13 protein-coding genes, 1 other RNA gene and 1 pseudogene are annotated in these 16,028 nt (G+C 53.7%); 12 read left to right on the top strand and 3 right to left on the bottom strand.

Annotated elements, in window-relative coordinates; genetic code table 11:
• Window positions 1-26 precede the first annotated feature (26 nt).
• From FDW98_RS14040 to FDW98_RS14015, 6 genes are all read left to right on the top strand, one after another.
• A complete protein-coding gene (locus FDW98_RS14040) occupies window positions 27-1,436 on the top strand; it encodes a TolC family outer membrane protein (RefSeq protein ID WP_096756086.1) in 1,410 nt (469 codons plus the stop codon).
• The gene (locus FDW98_RS14035; RefSeq protein WP_096756085.1) at window positions 1,433-3,619 is read left to right on the top strand and encodes a type I secretion system permease/ATPase; all 2,187 of its coding nucleotides are present in this window, start codon (window positions 1,433-1,435) and stop codon (window positions 3,617-3,619) included. The genes FDW98_RS14040 and FDW98_RS14035 overlap by 4 nt, the downstream gene beginning before the upstream one ends.
• Window positions 3,620-3,626: 7 nt before the next feature.
• Entirely contained in the window at window positions 3,627-4,790 is a 1,164-nt protein-coding gene (locus FDW98_RS14030) for an HlyD family efflux transporter periplasmic adaptor subunit (protein WP_096759346.1), read from the top strand.
• A gap of 71 nt (window positions 4,791-4,861) precedes the next feature.
• Window positions 4,862-5,224, top strand: a transfer-messenger RNA (tmRNA) gene (gene ssrA / locus FDW98_RS14025).
• Window positions 5,225-5,408: 184 nt separating this feature from the next.
• A complete protein-coding gene (locus tag FDW98_RS14020) occupies window positions 5,409-6,608 on the top strand; it encodes an integrase domain-containing protein (RefSeq protein WP_096756065.1) in 1,200 nt (399 codons plus the stop codon).
• A gap of 31 nt (window positions 6,609-6,639) precedes the next feature.
• Window positions 6,640-7,983, top strand: coding sequence for a hypothetical protein (locus FDW98_RS14015; protein WP_096756064.1), 1,344 nt, complete (start codon window positions 6,640-6,642; stop codon window positions 7,981-7,983).
• A gap of 525 nt (window positions 7,984-8,508) precedes the next feature.
• On the opposite strand, the gene FDW98_RS14010 is transcribed toward FDW98_RS14015, so the two are convergent.
• Genes FDW98_RS14010 through FDW98_RS14000 form a run of 3 tightly spaced genes read right to left on the bottom strand, consistent with a single transcriptional unit; the run spans window position 8,509 to window position 10,072 of the window.
• The gene (locus FDW98_RS14010) at window positions 8,509-9,075 is read right to left on the bottom strand and encodes a phage polarity suppression protein (protein ID WP_096756062.1); all 567 of its coding nucleotides are present in this window, start codon (window positions 9,073-9,075) and stop codon (window positions 8,509-8,511) included.
• Window positions 9,076-9,092: 17 nt separating this feature from the next.
• Entirely contained in the window at window positions 9,093-9,338 is a 246-nt protein-coding gene (locus FDW98_RS14005) for an ogr/Delta-like zinc finger family protein (protein WP_004185270.1), read from the bottom strand.
• Window positions 9,335-10,072, bottom strand: a complete 738-nt coding sequence (locus FDW98_RS14000; RefSeq protein ID WP_096756061.1) for a glycoprotein 3 — start codon at window positions 10,070-10,072, stop codon at window positions 9,335-9,337. Before FDW98_RS14000 ends, FDW98_RS14005 begins: the two co-directional genes overlap by 4 nt.
• A 560-nt stretch (window positions 10,073-10,632) precedes the next feature.
• On the opposite strand from FDW98_RS14000, the gene FDW98_RS13990 reads away from it, so the two are divergent.
• From FDW98_RS13990 to FDW98_RS13965, 6 genes and pseudogenes are all read left to right on the top strand, one after another.
• A complete protein-coding gene (locus FDW98_RS13990) occupies window positions 10,633-10,899 on the top strand; it encodes an AlpA family transcriptional regulator (RefSeq protein ID WP_023339334.1) in 267 nt (88 codons plus the stop codon).
• The gene (locus FDW98_RS13985; protein ID WP_096756060.1) at window positions 10,896-11,453 is read left to right on the top strand and encodes a host cell division inhibitor Icd-like protein; all 558 of its coding nucleotides are present in this window, start codon (window positions 10,896-10,898) and stop codon (window positions 11,451-11,453) included. The genes FDW98_RS13990 and FDW98_RS13985 overlap by 4 nt, the downstream gene beginning before the upstream one ends.
• Window positions 11,450-11,677, top strand: a complete 228-nt coding sequence (locus FDW98_RS13980; RefSeq protein WP_096756059.1) for a hypothetical protein — start codon at window positions 11,450-11,452, stop codon at window positions 11,675-11,677. The genes FDW98_RS13985 and FDW98_RS13980 overlap by 4 nt, the downstream gene beginning before the upstream one ends.
• On the top strand, window positions 11,674-11,994 hold the full coding sequence (locus FDW98_RS13975) for a DUF5375 domain-containing protein (protein WP_004098169.1): 321 nt from the start codon (window positions 11,674-11,676) through the stop codon (window positions 11,992-11,994). The genes FDW98_RS13980 and FDW98_RS13975 overlap by 4 nt, the downstream gene beginning before the upstream one ends.
• Before the next feature lie 11 nt (window positions 11,995-12,005).
• A pseudogene (locus tag FDW98_RS13970) lies at window positions 12,006-14,332 on the top strand (primase-helicase zinc-binding domain-containing protein).
• 512 nt (window positions 14,333-14,844) lie between these two features.
• Window positions 14,845-15,954, top strand: coding sequence for a hypothetical protein (locus FDW98_RS13965; protein ID WP_137398868.1), 1,110 nt, complete (start codon window positions 14,845-14,847; stop codon window positions 15,952-15,954).
• The last annotated feature ends 74 nt before the right edge of the window (window positions 15,955-16,028 follow it).

Raw genomic sequence — 16,028 nt, 5'->3', positions numbered from 1 at the left:
CTGCCGTATTTTGTAAGGGATAAACGATGAGAAATGTCACCTCTGTCGCTTTACTGCTGGCATTCACGCTCTGTTCGCTGCGGGTTAATGCCGAAGATGAACCGCAAGTCATCACGCCGGAAGGGCTGGCCACCAGCCAGATGCTCCCCTCTCTGGATGGATCGGTGGCCGAACTCCCGCTGAGCGCCGCCGCGCCCGGCAACCTGACGCTTAACGATGCGGTAAGCCGCGCCGTAAGCTGGCATCCTGCGATCCGTGAATCGATCGGCAAACTGCTCTCGCAAAATGAGCAGATCGACGTGGCGAAATCCAAATACTATCCGCAGGTCACGGCCGGGGTGAACAACGGCTACAGCAATACCTATAACGATCATGGTTTCAGCCCGTCACTGGTTATCTCGGTCTCGCAAATGCTGTATGACTTTGGCAAAGTCGCCAGTCAGGTACGTGCCGAAACCGCGGGAGCCGCCCAGCAGCAGGCCAACGTTTTACTCAGCATTGACACCGTCGCCCACGAAACCGCCAACGCCATTGTGCAGGTACAGTCCTGGCAGCAAATGGTCGACGCCGCCGAAGCGCAACTCTCCGCCCTGAACGGCATTGGCAGGCTAACCCGGCAACGCAACGACGAAGGGGCCACGTCGCTCTCTGACGTTGTACAAACCGACGCACGTATCGAATCTGCACGCTCCCAGCTGGCGCAGTATCAGGCGAACCTCGACAGCAACAAGGCAACGCTGATGAGCCTTCTTGGCTGGAACTCGCTCAACGGCATCAGCAACGCGTTCCCGGTGAAACTGGACAGCAGTTGCGACGTTGCCAAACCTGACGACAAGCTGGTTCCCGCGGTGCTGGCGGCCTGGGCGCAAGCCAATGTCGCGCAGGCCAATCTGGATTACGCCAACGCGCAGATGACGCCGACTATTTCTCTTGAGCCTTCCGTACAGCACTATCTCAATGACAAATATCCCAGCCATGAGGTGCTCGACAAAACGCAGTATTCCACGTGGGTAAAAGTGGAGATGCCGCTGTATCAGGGAGGTGGACTCACCGCCCGCCGCAACGCCGCTGGCCATGCGGTAGACTCGGCGCAGTATTCCGTCCAGCGCGCCCGCCTTGACGTGCGCCAGAAACTCCTCGAATCCCGCAGCCAGGCGATGAACCTTGCCACCGCCCTGCAAATCCTGCGCCGCCAGCAACGGCTGAGCGAACGCACACGCGAGCTGTATCAACAGCAATATCTGGATCTCGGTTCTCGTCCGCTGCTTGACGTACTTAACGCCGAGCAGGAGGTGTACCAGGCCCGCTTTGCCGAACTGCAAACCCAAAGCCAGCTTCGTCAACTCCAGTTGAACTGCCTCTATAATACCGGCACGCTACGCCAGGCGTTCGCCCTCAACAATCGCAGCATCCAGTCAGTGGAGATCCAGCTATGAGCCACGTCGAGCAGGGTGCAGAAGAGACGATTAGCGAGTCCGCCCTGAACCTGTGGGCGCAGGCCATTAGCCACATTGCCAGCCACTATCGCGTCACCTGCTCGCCCGGCGCGATTCAGGCCAACGCCCCATGGTTTGCCGGAAAAAATAAACCCCTCGCCCTGACGCAGCTCGCGCGCCAGGCGGGGCTGTCGTTTCATGCGCTGGATACCACAAAACAGCTGTTCAGCCAGTGGCGTTTACCGGTTGTGGCGGAGCTACGCGACGGCCAAATTATGGTAATAGAGCACTTCAACGGTGACGATGCGCTGGATGTGTTTATCATCGCCGAAGAAGGCCAGCGCAACCGGCTGGCGATTGCCGAGCTGCTGCCGGAGATCCACACCATCACCGCCCTGCGCCCGCTGTCGGCGCTCAAAGACAGCCGGGTCGACCGCTATGTTTCGCGCTTTAAGCCCGACTGGATGCGCGACCTGGTGCTACAGGACATCCGGCCTTACCTGCCGGTGATGGTAGCCGCATTCCTGATTAACGTTCTGTCGCTCGCCGGGATTATCTTCTCGATGCAGGTTTACGACCGGGTGATCCCCGCCCAATCGTATCCCACGCTGTATGTGCTCTCGACCGGCGTGCTGGTGGCGGTGCTGTTCGGCTTTTTACTGCGCGAAGCCCGTACCCATATCATGGATGTGCTCGGCAAGCGCGCCGACATGCGCATTTCCGATCGCGTGTTCAGCCACGCCCTGCGCCTGCGTAACAGCGCCATCCCCCGCTCCACCGGCAGCTTTATTTCCCAGCTCCGCGAACTGGAGCAGGTGCGGGAGATGATCACCTCCTCAACCCTGTCGACCCTTGTCGATCTGCCCTTTTTCTTTTTGTTTATCGTCGTGATGGCCTGCATCGCCCCGCAGCTGGCGTGGATAGCGCCCGTCGCTGCGATCCTGATGATCCTGCCTGGCCTGCTGTTACAGAAGAAGCTGGCTGTGCTCGCCAACCAGGCTGCACACGAGTCCACGCTGCGTAACGCGGTGCTGGTCGAAAGCGTCCAGGGGCTGGAGGACATCAAGCTGATGCAGGCGGAGAACCGCTTTTTGCAGCAGTGGAACAGCTACATCCGCATTACCGGCGAGTCCGGACTGCGCACGCGCAAGCTGACTCAGGGGCTGATTGGCTGGGGCATGTCGGTACAAAGTCTGGTCTACGCTGCGATTATTATGTTCGGTGCGCCGATGGTCATCGAAGGCACCATGACCACCGGCGCGGTCGTGGCGGCCTCGATGCTCGGCTCAAGAATGATTGCCCCGATGGCAAATCTGTGCGGCGTGTTGGCGCGCTGGCAGCAGGTCAAGGCAGCGAAGACGGGGCTGGACAGCATTATGCAGCTCCCCACCGAAACCCAGCACGATGAGAACCGGGTACATCAGGAAATCTTTCGCGGGCACTATCTGTTTGAGAACGCCCACTTTCGCTATCACAGCGACGATCAACAGGTGCCGCTGCGCATCGCCCGCCTCGAGGTGAAGCCAGGGGAACGCATCGCCATCCTCGGGCGTAACGGCGCGGGGAAATCCACCTTGTTGCAGGCCATGGCGGGCGGCGTGGAGCTGATTCAGGGCGACGCCCGGCTCGATAACCTGAGCCTGGCGCAGATCGACATGGCCGATTTACGCCGCAATATCGGCTTTCTCAGCCAAAACGCGCGCCTGTTTTTTGGCTCTCTGCGCGAGAACCTGACCCTCGGCGCGCCACATGCCAGCGATGCGCAGATATTCGACGCGCTGGAAGTCAGCGGCGCAGCCACCTTTGTTAAACAGCTCGCCAAAGGGCTGGGACACCCGATTATGGAAGGCGGCAACGGCCTCTCCGGCGGGCAACGGCAATCCATTCTGCTGGCAAGAATGCTGCTGCGCTCGCCCAATATTGTGCTGCTCGACGAACCCAGCGCCTCGCTGGATGAACATACCGAACGGGAGTTTATTCAACGGCTAAACCAGTGGCTCGGCAACCGCACGCTGATCGTCGCCACCCATCGCGTACCGGTTCTGGAACTGGTCGAGCGCGTGGTGGTGTTAAAAGAAGGTCAACTGGTGATGGATGCCCCGAAAGCACAGGCGCTGAACGCGAGTCGCGCGCCTGCACAGACTCACGGTCGGGAGTGGAAAAATGAAAACCAATCCGCATGATGCCGCCATGGACGACCTCGACATCCGCCACGAACAGCGCTTTTCCGGTGCCAGCCGTATTATCCTGCTCAGCACGCTGCTGTTTGCCATCCTGGGCATCTGGGCATACTTCGGGACGCTGGATGAAGTCTCCACCGGCAACGGCAAAGTGATCCCCAGCTCGCGCGAACAGGTGTTGCAGTCGCTTGACGGCGGGATCCTCGCCGAACTGACGGTGCGCGAAGGAGACAAAGTACAGGCCAATCAGGTAGTGGCCCGTCTCGACCCGACTCGCTCGGAATCTAACGTCGGCGAAAGCGCCGCCCGATACCGCGCCTCGCTGGCCTCCAGCGCGCGACTCAATGCCGAAGTCAACGATCTGCCGCTGACCTTTCCCAATGCGCTGAACGCCTGGCCCGACCTTATCGCCTCCGAAACCCGGCTGTATAAAAGCCGTCGGGCGCAGCTTGCCGACGCGATGGTCGAACTCCAGGATGCGCTAGTCTCGGTAAATAAAGAGCTGGCAATCACCCAGCGGCTGGAGAAAAGCGGCGCCGCCAGCCATGTGGAAGTGCTGCGCCTGCAGCGACAAAAAAGCGACCTCGGACTAAAAATCACCGACCTGCGCTCGCAGTATTACGTGCAGGCGCGGGAAGCACTGTCAAAAGCCAACGCCGAAGTGGATATGCTGGCGGCCATTTTGAAAGGGCGTGAAGATTCCGTCACCCGTCTGACCGTCCGCGCCCCGATGCGCGGCATCGTGAAAAACATCCAGGTCACCACCATTGGCGGCGTGATCCCGCCCAACGGCGAGATGATGGAGATTGTGCCGGTCGACGATCACCTGCTGATAGAAACGCGCCTGTCACCGCGCGATATCGCCTTTATTCACCCCGGACAGCGGGCATTGGTGAAAATCACCGCCTATGACTACGCCATCTACGGCGGGCTGGAAGGCGTGGTCGAAACTATCTCCCCGGACACCATTCAGGACAAAGTAAAGCCAGAAGTCTTCTACTACCGCGTGTTTATCCGCACCCATCAGGACTATTTGCAGAACAAACTGGGGCGTCATTTCTCGATCGTTCCGGGCATGATTGCCACCGTGGATATCAAAACCGGCGAAAAAACCATCGTCGACTATTTAATCAAACCGTTTAATCGCGCAAAAGAAGCGCTACGCGAGCGCTAAATCGTTGAGGATAGGGGTTGCAAGGGCTGGTCACGCGTGTCACAAGTCTGTTATACTTGCCTTAACACATTGGGGCTGATTCTGGATTCGACGGGATTTGCGAAACCCAAGGTGCATGCCGAGGGGCGGTTGGCCTCGTAAAAAGCCGCAAAAAAATAGTCGCAAACGACGAAAACTACGCTTTAGCAGCTTAATAACCTGCTAAGAGCCCTCTCTCCCTAGCTTCCGCTCTTAAGACGGGGATAAAGAGAGGTCAAACCCAAAAGAGATCGCGCGGATGTCCTGCCTGGGGCTGAAGTGCTAAAACTAATCAGGCTAGTTCGTTAGTGGCGTGTCTGTCCGCAGCTGGCGTGCGAATGTAAAGACTGACTAAGCATGTAGTGCCGAGGATGTAGGAATTTCGGACGCGGGTTCAACTCCCGCCAGCTCCACCAAATAATGATCCGGATACGTCCGGTGAAGTACAGAAAGCCCGCATGGCACAAGCCCTGCGGGCTTTTTTGTATCTGTTGTTGTCCGAGAACATCCGGCTAAATCCGGTGATTATTGGTATACGTTTAGGTATACGGTAGGATGTATACCTAAAAGCGTATACCAATTCATGAAGGAGCGGCCACAGTGGCACGGACAACACGCCCCCTGACCAACACCGAAGTTCTGCGCGCTAAGGCGCTAGAGAAGGATCTAACGCTGCATGATGGCGACGGGCTTTTCCTGATAGTGAAAAGCAGTGGCAAAAAACTCTGGCGTTTCCGTTATCAACGTCCGGCAACTAAACAGCGAACAATGATGGGGCTCGGTGCCTTCCCCGCCCTTTCGCTTGCTGATGCCCGAGGGTTGAGAGCGAATTACCTTGCCTTGTTAGCTAATGGCATCGATCCCCAAGTTCAGGCCGAAGTTGTTGAAGAACAGCAACAGATAGCTCTAGACAGTATTTTTTCGACTGTTGCGACAAACTGGTTCCAGCTCAAAAGCAAAAGCGTTACCCCTGATTACGCAAAAGACATTTGGCGTTCACTGGAGAAAGATGTATTCCCTGCCATTGGTGAGATCCCCGTTCAGCAAATCAAAGCCCGAACATTAGTTGAAGCGCTGGAACCAATCAAAGCTCGTGGGGCGCTTGAGACTGTACGTCGACTGGTGCAGCGCATTAACGAGATAATGATTTATGCCGTAAACACTGGTTTGATTGATGCCAATCCAGCATCAGGTGTTGGGATGGCCTTTGAGAAGCCCAAAAAACAAAACATGCCGACGCTGCGGCCAGAAGAATTACCGAAGCTGATGCGTTCTTTAGTTATGTCAAATCTGTCTGTTTCGACTCGCTGCCTCATTGAATGGCAACTCCTGACACTTGTGCGCCCTTCTGAGGCCTCAGGTGCTCGATGGGCAGAGATCGATCTCGATGCAAAGCTCTGGACTATTCCAGCCGAACGGATGAAAGCTAAGCGGGAACACATAGTTCCTTTATCACCACAGGCATTAGAGATTCTGGATGTGATGAAGCCAATCAGCGCTCATAGGGAACATGTTTTCCCGAGTAGGAATGATCCAAAAAAATCAATGAATAGCCAAACTGCTAACGCCGCTTTAAAACGCATTGGCTATGATGGTAAGTTAGTTGCTCATGGACTACGCTCAATTGCAAGTACTGCACTCAACGAGCAGGGATTCAATGCAGATGTTATTGAGGCGGCTTTAGCCCATTCAGATAAAAATGAAGTACGTCGTGCTTACAATAGGTCTACCTACTTAGCTGCGCGCTATGATTTAATGGACTGGTGGGGACTATTTGTAAATAGATCACTGTTACATTGAGTTATCTCATAAACTTAAAAGGATAGTAATTATGGATTTTATTTCAGAATTTGATGAAATAATTTTTCTTGGGACGCAAGGAAATATTGAACCTTCAGTTCTAGACATGAATACTGAATTTTTCTATGAGTTTACTGAAAGTTTATATCTTGTTACCAGATATCATTTCAATATAAACAACCATAAAAATGAAAATTTTTCATTTATTGCAAACACATCATTAAGTGGTGGTCGCCACCCATGTTCTTCTGCAGAATGCCGAATTAATAAAATATTACAAGTAGCATCATTCTCTGCACTCTATAGTGATGAAGTCTATATTCAAAATCCATTTGAAAAAATAATCACCGACGGAGTCGAAAATGTCAACACCATGTCAAAGCAAGATGTTATTGCTGGTATATACAACTACCTTTATCTAAAACCATTAATTAAAAGAGGCATAATAAAATACGCACTTAATAAAGTCTCATTATGCCGAGAACACGGTCTATCACTAGCTACCAAGCTTTCTGAAGAATTAATAAAAAAAGAGAAGAAGTTATATGAATTACTTCATGAGGAATTAATTCATAAATGCACGGTTAGCTTTGATATTACTGCCGACGGCAATCCTTTTTTTGAGATAAAAGGGCCAGATAGTTTTGTCGAGCATGGGGTAATGTACTTCTACCTCTTGGAGCCTGTTGGTGAATATATTGAATCACTCTACAATAAGACTTTGCCCTATAGATTTCCAATGAAAGAATTAGCTCAAGAACAGATCCTTGATTTAATCATATCACCAATAATTGAAGATTTATCAGAACAAGAGTGGCACACGAAATTTTATGGTACGTCATATTTATGTGATAACCAGCAGCAAATTAAAATAGCTACAAGCACAAACCCAACTATATACAAAGCAAACTCAACAAGTTTCAACTCATCCATTGAACACTACCTACCAACAATACAAAGCAAAAATTTAGAAAATGTATTAAAAATCAGAGAGAAAGAAGAGGAATCGTTCAAGGTTTACAGAGACAAAGTCAATAATTTAATTAGAAAGAGTACATACTGGGAACAAAATGAGATTGCTGAAATATTTAGGGACCAAATTCTCCCTGAGATCAATATTATTGAAAAAAAAGTAAGTGACTGGAAGAAAAAAACTAAAGCTGGGATAAGAGATAAAATTATTATTGGTTCTGGTGCTGTTTCTTTCGGCTTGTACGCAGGAATTCTGCCAAATGACCTTAGCCACTTACTGGCTGCAGTAGGAGGTGGAGCAGCAATTATTAGCACTGCCGTTGACTATACTAAAACCATAAGAGGAAAAAGTGAGGCTAGATCAAATGATTTTTATTTCCTTTGGCAGATGAAAAATAAATGATGCACTTAACTCTCAATGCTCTCCCGCCACACCTGCCCGCTTTGTGTGTCGGTTTTAAAGCAGGTGCATGGCGAGGCTCAGGATGCCGAAGGCCCAAATAATACGTCAGGAAAATGGCAGCTTTAGAAACGACATAATGAACGCCGGAATGCTCGTTTCCTGCATCGCCGGGCGACCTTTTCTTGCACCTCTCCTCAGCGCCTCAGAGGCTCGCCACGCCCTTGAACAGCAACGCACCATCCACCAACACTCCCGCGAACCCGCGCAGCGCAACGACGCGCTCAGGCCGCGAAATTAAATATCATTAAATAAATACTTTACCGCTGGCGCGCAGTGCTTTCCCCGCCTCGCCTGCACGCTTCATGGGTCGGTTTTCATGCAGGTGCATCGGAGGGCTCAGGCCGCGCCGGGACAGGGCTGCGAAGGGAGTGACGGGACGGGAAAGCGCATGCAAAACCATGCACTCTGTGGATGCATGGCTTAATTCGGGAAAAATAGCGGTATTTTCGGGGATTTCTTGCGGGGCTACCTGCCGGCCAGTTCCGTGCGCCGGCGGGCATAAATCAGGCTCTGTGCGGGGGTGTATTTTTCCTGATTATCGACCCGCGAAGCCGCGTCAGGCCTGAATCCGATGGCCGTTAAAATATCGCTGTCTTCTGCCGAATAATTAATTTCTTCACCGGTACTCAGCCACACGGACAGCGCTTCGCGCAGGTAATGCGCCGAGCGGTCGAGCGCATGGCCGGTCAGGAGTGCGGGCTGCTGGCTGAGTCCCATCAGCTCCGGGGCAAGCGTGGCGGCCAGCGCTGTCCCGTGCGCCTGCATAAAGTCATTCAGCCGGTTGCGGATACTGATGCGCTGCACCGCTTCATGGGCGCGGATATAGCGCCCGGCGGCCTGATTTATCTCCCATTTTTTGACATCGATAATGTCGCGCAGTGTCTGCATTCTGCCCGGTATACGCTCATCCCCGGCCAGCACTTGTTCCTGATATTCCTGCTCTGCGGCCGCCAGTTCGGCTTTACGGTTCAGCCAGGCGGTTTCGTTCTTCTGACAGGCTTCAAAAGCCTGCTGTAGCGTAAGGGTGGTCATGGTCAGTTCTCCCCTGATTAATGACGGTATGGCGAGCTGTAACAGCCCTGCACTTTACGGGGTGCCGGGGGTGTGACCGGCTCCGCGACAGGCGGCGCTTTCTCCGCCGGAGGACGTATAACCTCGTCGATGGCTTCAGTGGTGCGGAACGTCGCCGAGCACTCAATATTGGTGCACTGGTGATAGCGCTGTTTGACGTTCTCCGACAGATAGCGGGAGGTGCGGGCATGCGCCGACTTTTTGCAGAACGGACAGTGCATCATGGCAGCAGCCCCCGCGCTTTCAGGTCAGCCTCGCGCTGACGGATTTTCTCCTGCCAGACCTTGCGCTCGCCGGGCGTACTGGCGGCGTCGTGGTCCATATGCGCAAGCGCGACGGCCGGAAAGCCGGTCAGGGAGAGCACCGGCTCATCCGCTGGCGTGACGGAGAAGTCGCTCACTTTCCTGGTCAGGAAGGTCACCACCTGATGCATGACCTCTTTCTCCGGCTCGGTGTAGCCCTGATGGCCGATGGTGTTGGCGAGCGGGTTTGCCATCACATCCGCTTTCAGCACCATCGCCCGGACCAGTGGCCCGAGGGTGTCGTTCAGCGCGCGGTCGAGCTCTTCCTTCGCATATTCAGACAGTACGGCATGATGCGCCTGGCGGAATGCCCGCGCGGTGCTGTTGCAGGCGACTTTCAGCAGGTCACGTTCAAAGGCCAGCACTTCGGTCAGGTTGTCACATTCCTGAGCCAGCTCACGGCGGGCCACGCGTTCGATATGGCCGCTTTTCAGCTCATCGGTCAGCATGGCGCCCCCGGCACGGAAAGCGGCACGCCATGTGCGGGTATCGCTGCCGTTGTCCTGCTCCAGCTCCGCTTTCTGCTCCTCCGCACGGGTGATGGCCGCCAGGGTGTCCTCCATCCGGCGGGCCTGTTCAAGATGGGCCGCTCTGGCGGCGGCCAGTCGCTCCAGCGCCGGTTGCAGGTAATCAGGGATAAAGGTGGTGTCGGTCATGGCAGATTTCCTCGTGGTTTCAACATGAGGTGATTCTGCCGGGGCACACACAACAACACGACCTGTTGCGGTTGTGGCAGTTCTGGCACAAACAGGACGTCAAAACCCGGCTTGCCAGAGAAAGGTCTCAGGAAAAGCATACTCACCGTTTGTTTTTTTACATATAACTGTTCACTACTGTTCACTTTAAATAAAAGAATAAGTAATACAGTAAGTTAAGTGGTGAACAGTTGAGGGTGGAAGTGTTCACCGACTGTTCACTACTGTTCACTTTTCTTTGTGGCAGGACGGGAAGAAAAAAGGTTTATTAAATGTTTCTTCCTGTTAATTACCCCGTTATTCATTGATATTAATGATTTTACTTTCTCAGGATGGGAGAGGATGCACCATATTGCATTATATTGCCCTTTATTTACTATGTGGGTGTTTTTTGACCTGTGTTGTGTGAGTGACAGGCACATCCCGCCTTGTTGCAATGCCCCGTTTTATGCTGAAAATAGAGCGCTACCTGAAGCCGGACGGACACGACCGGCACTGTATGGACTTTATGAGGTAGCCCGATGCACACCGCTTTTTCTTCCCCGTCTTCTGCCCCTGTCGCACCGCTGATGCCGGTCTCTGACGCCGTTCAGGAGCGTTTTATCCGCCTGCCCGAAGTGATGCACCTGTGCGGGCTGTCCCGCTCCACGATTTACGACCTCATCAGCCGCGAGGCTTTCCCGAAACAAATCTCCCTCGGCGGGAAAAACGTGGCGTGGGCGCAGTCGGAAATCACCGGGTGGATGGCCGACCGTATTGCCGAACGCAACCGGGGTTATGACGCATGATGATGCCCGTTCCGCAAAAAGCCCCTTTTTCTGGCTTGCTTCCCTTCGCCGTTTCCAGGTATAGTTTTCTCGCTGTCGCAAAATCGGCAGCCGGGCGTAGGAACCCGAGTTACTCAATGGCGACACCAGACGCGCCATGCGTCTTTTTTTACGTCGTTGCTCAGGCACACCCATTTTTCGGGCTGTGGTGTTTATGCACACACCGCAGATCCGGCAAGATAATGGTGGCCCGGGCGGGGCAGCCTTCGGGCTGGCCGGTACCCATTGAGGCCGGTATTCCTACCCCCGTCCGGGTCACCACCCATGAGTGTAGGAACTCCGGTGGTGGCAATAACCGCTACTCAATGGAGGTTGCCCTTATGGCTACGATCCTCACCCCGTCTCACCCGCAATTTGTCTTCGTGTTTGCCGCTGTTCGTCGCGCAGACCGTCAGCCCCGTATCTGTATGCTTCGTACCGTCGCCGGGGATGAACACGCCGCACGCCTTTCCCTCGTTCGCGATTTCGTCCTCTCGTTTGCCGGGCGTCTGCCGATGGCGGAGGTGCACGCATGAAACATACCACCCTCAGCATTAAAGAACTCGAATGCCTTGAGCACCTGCGCAACGTCGGCCACTTTGTCAGCGCGATGATGCAGGAGCAGGACTGCACCTCCCTGCGCCGCGACCCGGCGCAACAGTCGCAGCTTACCTCCGTGATTTACCTCATGACCGCCCAGCTCGACGGCGTGGTCGAACGCTGCAACCAGCGCTGGTTCACCGGGGAGGGCAACGTATGAAAACGCCTCTGCCGCCTGTATTGCGTGCTGCCCTGTATCGCCGCGCCGTGGCCTGTGCCTGGCTGACCCTGTGCGAACGTCAGCACCGCTATCCTCACCTCACCCTCGACGCACTGGAAAGCGCCATCGCCGCCGAGCTGGAGGGCTTCTACCTGCGCCAGCACGGCGAGGAAAAAGGCCGTCTGATTGCCTGTGCATTACTGGAAGATTTGATGGAGGCCGGGCCACTGAAAGCCGCCCCGTCGCTGTCCTTCCTCGGGCTCGCCGTGATGGATGAGCTCTGCGCCCGCCATATCACATCGCCTGTACTGCACTGAGGGAGAAAACCATGAAAATGAACGTAACGGACACCGTAAAACAGGCGTGCGGCCACTGGCCGCGCATTCTCCCGGCGCTGGGAATGAAAGTGATAAAAAACCGCCATCAGGCCTGCCCGGTGTGTGGCGGCGCTGACCGTTTCCGCTTTGACGATAAAGAGGGGCGTGGCACATGGTTCTGTAACCAGTGCGGCGCCGGTGACGGCCTGAAACTGGTTGAGAAGGTGTTCGGCGTGTCGGCATCCGAGGCTGCCGGGAAGGTGAACGCCGTCACCGGCCACCTGCCACCGGTGGCCCCGGAGGTGACAGCAGCCGCAGAGGCTGAGACTGAAGCCGACCGCAAAGCAGCGGCCGCGCTGGCCGTCAGACTGCTGGAGAAAACGCGTCCGGCCACCGGCAACGCCTACCTGACCCGCAAGGGCTTTGCTGGTCGTGAGTGTCTGACGCTGACCACGTCGCACAAAACCGGCGGCGTGGCTTACCGCGCCGGTGATGTGGTGGTGCCGCTGTATGACGGGACCGGCGCGCTGGTTAACCTCCAGTTTATTAATGCTGAGGGGCTCAAGCGCACCCTGAAAGGCGGCGCGGTAAAAGGCGCGAGCCACACTATCGAAGGGAAAAAACAGGCGGGAAAACGCCTGTGGATAGCGGAGGGCTATGCGACGGCCCTTACCGTGCATCACCTGACCGGAGAAACCGTCATGGAGGCGCTGTCGTCCGTGAACCTTCTTTCTCTGGCGAGCCTGGCCCGCAGCAAGCACCCGGCCTGTCAGATTATCCTCGCCGCCGACCGTGACCTGAACGGCGACGGCCAGACAAAAGCCGCTGCGGCCGCAGCAGCCTGCGAGGGCATTGTCGCCCTGCCGCCGGTGTTCGGTGACTGGAATGATGCGGTGATGCTGAAAGGGGAGGACGCCACACGGAAAGCCATTTATGCCGCCATCCGGCCAGCGGCACAAAGCCCCTTCGACACCATGAGCGAGGCGGAATTTACCGCCATGAGCGCCAGCGATAAGGCAATGCGGGTGCATGAGCATTACGGCGAAGCGCTGGCCGTCGATGCGAACGGCCAGCTCCTGTCCCGCTATGAAAACGGCATCTGGAAGGTAATTCCGCCGTCTGATTTTGCCCGCGACGTGGCCGGACTGTTCCAGCGCCTGCGCGCCCCGTTCTCGTCGGGGAGAATTGCGTCGGTGGTGGAGACCCTGAAACTGATTATTCCGCAGCAGGATGCACCGGCACGCCGTCTGATTGGTTTTCGCAACGGGGTGCTCGATACCAGCTCAGGTATATTCAGCCCGCACAGCAAATCGCACTGGCTGCGCACCCTGTGCGACGTGGATTTTACCCCGCCGGTGGAGGGGGAAACGCTGGAAACCCATGCGCCGAACTTCTGGCGCTGGCTCGACCGGGCGGCCAGCAGCAACCCGACAAAACGCGACGTGATTCTGGCCGCGCTGTTTATGGTGCTGGCGAACCGCTACGACTGGCAGCTCTTTCTCGAAGTGACCGGCCCCGGCGGCAGCGGGAAAAGTATTCTCGCCGAAATCGCCACGATGCTGGCCGGAGAGGATAACGCCACATCAGCCGATATCGACACGCTGGAGGACCCGCGCAAGCGTGCTTCCCTGATTGGCTTCTCGCTCATTCGTCTGCCTGACCAGGAGAAATGGAGTGGTGACGGTGCCGGGCTCAAAGCCATCACCGGCGGTGACGCGGTCTCCGTTGACCCGAAATACCAGAATCCCTACTCGACGCATATTCCGGCGGTGATTCTGGCCGTGAACAACAATCCGATGCGCTTCACCGACCGCAGCGGCGGCGTGTCACGTCGCCGGGTGATTATCCACTTCCCGGAGCAGATAGCCCCGGAGGAGCGCGACCCGCAGCTCAGGGATAAAATCGCCCGCGAGCTGGCCGTCATCGTGCGCCAGTTGATGCAGCAGTTCAGCGACCCGATGAGTGCCCGCGCGCTGCGCAGCAGAACTCCGACGAGGCGCTGAGCATCAAGCGTGATGCTGACCCGACGTTTGATTTTTGCGGCTATCTGGAGGCACTGCCGGAGCCGGATGGGATGTATATGGGGAACGCCAACATTATTCCGCGCCAGCCGCGCCTGTATCTGTATCACGCCTATCTGGTGTACATGGAGGCCCATGGCTACAGGAACGCACTCAGCCTGACCATGTTCGGCAAGGGGCTCTCAGCCATGCTGAAAGAGTACGGTCTGAATTACGATAAACGCCGCACAAATCAGGGCATGCAGACCAATCTCGCCCTCAGGGAGGAAAGCAACGCCGACTGGCTGCCGAAGTGCGATGAACCCACCGCAACATAACCTACCCGGACCGGCATTGCCGGTCTTTTTTTACCTGCATACCGGCCCGAGTGAACAGTAAAGTGTTCACTGTTCACCGAGTATTCACTAACTAACATCATGAAAATAAACAACAAAAACACCGAGTGAACAGTGTGAACAGTTTTTCCAGAAAAAACTTTTTACCCTCCAAAGTGATCAGACCGCTCAGTGCCAGAAGCGGAAATTGACTACGACTGAATAGCAGTTTTTAGATAATCCATGAATAAATATCCCAAATGCCTAAGCTTTTCATCAACAGTGAAAACTGATTTAACGTTTAGCTTTTAACCCCCGTCTTGCGGGCTCGAAACCGTTCCAGCACTCACCTATTTTGGTAAATATATCTGGAAGCGGTTGAATGGGCGCAGGTTAAAGGTTAATTTCTTATGAGTAAAATTCATGAATGAAGGTAATATGATTTTCTTCTTGCGTGTGTTTTGCTTTTGAAAAATACTGTTACCCAATCCAATCTCAACCTACAGGTATTGAAAGTGAAAAAAACTCCTCCATTTCAAATACCGCCACCAAGAAACTGGCAAGACTTTGAGAGTTTATGCTGCGACTTGTGGGCGAGAGTATGGAATGATCCAAACACTCAAAAAAATGGCAGGGGCGGCCAAAGTCAACATGGCGTTGATATTTTTGGTAGTCCATCAAATGCTTATGGAAAATATTATGGAATTCAGTGTAAAGGAAAGGATAATTACAGCGGAAGCATCCTTACAATTAGTGAACTAAACTCAGAAGTAGAGAAAGCTTCAAATTTCCTGCCTAGTATTGAGTGCTTTATCATTGCTACAACGTCAGTAAAAGATGCTGTCATTGAAATGAGGGCAAGAGAAATAACTGAAGAAAATAGAAAGAAAGACAGTTTCACGGTTCATGTATTTGGATGGGCTGACATAGTAGAAAAATTATCCGAACATCCAGAAGTTATGGATAAATACTATTCTTGGGCTGTACCATCTAACGATCCGAACAAAAAGCTTTTTGAATCATGGTATAGAGATGCCGATATAAAAAATCTGCAAAAAAACTCCAACATTATTCCCTTTCAGCTTTTTAATATCAGGTTTACTGGTGGCTTTTTAAACACCCTTCATTCGTATTTGATGAAAATTGAAACCAATTTAAGAACATTTCCTTCAAACTCTGCAAGCCAAAACCTTAGGGATGCTATTGTTAATTTTAACCATGTTGCTACTGACGTGTTGAAATCGTGCCATGAATTTGAAAATAGATACGATATTGAGTCTGATGTTTACACTTACTGGATTGATACCAAAGGTCATCCATATAATAAGCAAGGGGAGTTCATTGAGTTTAAAAAAGGAGTCCTTAAGGTTCTTTTTTACAATCTTGTGAAAGCTGCCAATTATGTAATCCACATCCGTAATTCTCTGCACTTCGATAGCAGTCGAACATTGGATTTTATAGGTTTCATTGAGAACTTTAACTATAATTATCCGCTTTTCGGAGAACCGCACCCGTCCCCAGAGTACTACCCGCTTTACTCGGTTCAAGAAGTGGAAGAGGTTAGATTTTATCAGGGCTTAGAAAATATTAAACAATATGTTCATGACCAAGTATACAGCGACTAACATGGAGCTGATGGTGAAAATTTGCCGTAGACGGCGGCGTTAATTTCCGCTTCACGCCCTGAGACATTCGACAA

The organism is Citrobacter sp. wls711 (genome assembly GCF_005281055.1).
GTDB lineage: Bacteria > Pseudomonadota > Gammaproteobacteria > Enterobacterales > Enterobacteriaceae > Citrobacter > Citrobacter gillenii.
The sequence above is the reverse complement of the archived record's forward strand: the minus strand, read 5'-3'. Positions and strand labels throughout refer to the sequence as shown.

What these genes read in the sequence shown, in the direction of transcription:
- FDW98_RS14040 (WP_096756086.1), top strand. Translation starts at nt 27, where the DNA reads ATGAGAAATGTCACCTCTGTCGCTTTACTGCTGGCATTCACGCTCTGT.
- FDW98_RS14035 (WP_096756085.1), top strand. Translation starts at nt 1,433, where the DNA reads ATGAGCCACGTCGAGCAGGGTGCAGAAGAGACGATTAGCGAGTCCGCC.
- FDW98_RS14030 (WP_096759346.1), top strand. Translation starts at nt 3,627, where the DNA reads ATGGACGACCTCGACATCCGCCACGAACAGCGCTTTTCCGGTGCCAGC.
- FDW98_RS14015 (WP_096756064.1), top strand. Translation starts at nt 6,640, where the DNA reads ATGGATTTTATTTCAGAATTTGATGAAATAATTTTTCTTGGGACGCAA.
- FDW98_RS14010 (WP_096756062.1), bottom strand. Translation starts at nt 9,075, where the DNA reads ATGACCACCCTTACGCTACAGCAGGCTTTTGAAGCCTGTCAGAAGAAC.
- FDW98_RS14005 (WP_004185270.1), bottom strand. Translation starts at nt 9,338, where the DNA reads ATGATGCACTGTCCGTTCTGCAAAAAGTCGGCGCATGCCCGCACCTCC.
- FDW98_RS14000 (WP_096756061.1), bottom strand. Translation starts at nt 10,072, where the DNA reads ATGACCGACACCACCTTTATCCCTGATTACCTGCAACCGGCGCTGGAG.
- FDW98_RS13990 (WP_023339334.1), top strand. Translation starts at nt 10,633, where the DNA reads ATGCACACCGCTTTTTCTTCCCCGTCTTCTGCCCCTGTCGCACCGCTG.
- FDW98_RS13985 (WP_096756060.1), top strand. Translation starts at nt 10,896, where the DNA reads ATGATGATGCCCGTTCCGCAAAAAGCCCCTTTTTCTGGCTTGCTTCCC.
- FDW98_RS13980 (WP_096756059.1), top strand. Translation starts at nt 11,450, where the DNA reads ATGAAACATACCACCCTCAGCATTAAAGAACTCGAATGCCTTGAGCAC.
- FDW98_RS13975 (WP_004098169.1), top strand. Translation starts at nt 11,674, where the DNA reads ATGAAAACGCCTCTGCCGCCTGTATTGCGTGCTGCCCTGTATCGCCGC.